Below are 255 nucleotides of genomic sequence, written 5' to 3'. Positions count from 1 at the left end.
CCCGACGCACCTCGGCGGCCGACAGGTTCGTGTACCGTCGTGAGGACTTGAGCTCGGGATCGGCGTAGGACTGGGGCTCGACGATCGCGCGGATGTCGTCAGCCAGTTTCGGATCCTTGTCCTCGCTCCGCCGTTGGCCTCGGGCGGAGAAGTTCTCCAGGCAGCGCACCCCTTGCCGGGATTCCTGCATCCCTTTCTCAACCGTCTCGCGACCCCAACCGAAACGCCGTTCGGCCACCCGGGCGCTTCCGCCAC

1 pseudogene is annotated in these 255 nt (G+C 67.1%); it reads right to left on the bottom strand.

Going from position 1 to position 255, the window contains the following annotated elements:
* A pseudogene (locus ACYOEI_RS41350) lies at positions 1 to 238 on the bottom strand (ISAzo13 family transposase); the annotation flags it as partial.
* Positions 239 to 255 lie beyond the last annotated feature (17 nt).

Source organism: Singulisphaera rosea, from assembly GCF_054877945.1.
This window is presented reverse-complemented; position numbering and strand designations above follow the sequence as displayed.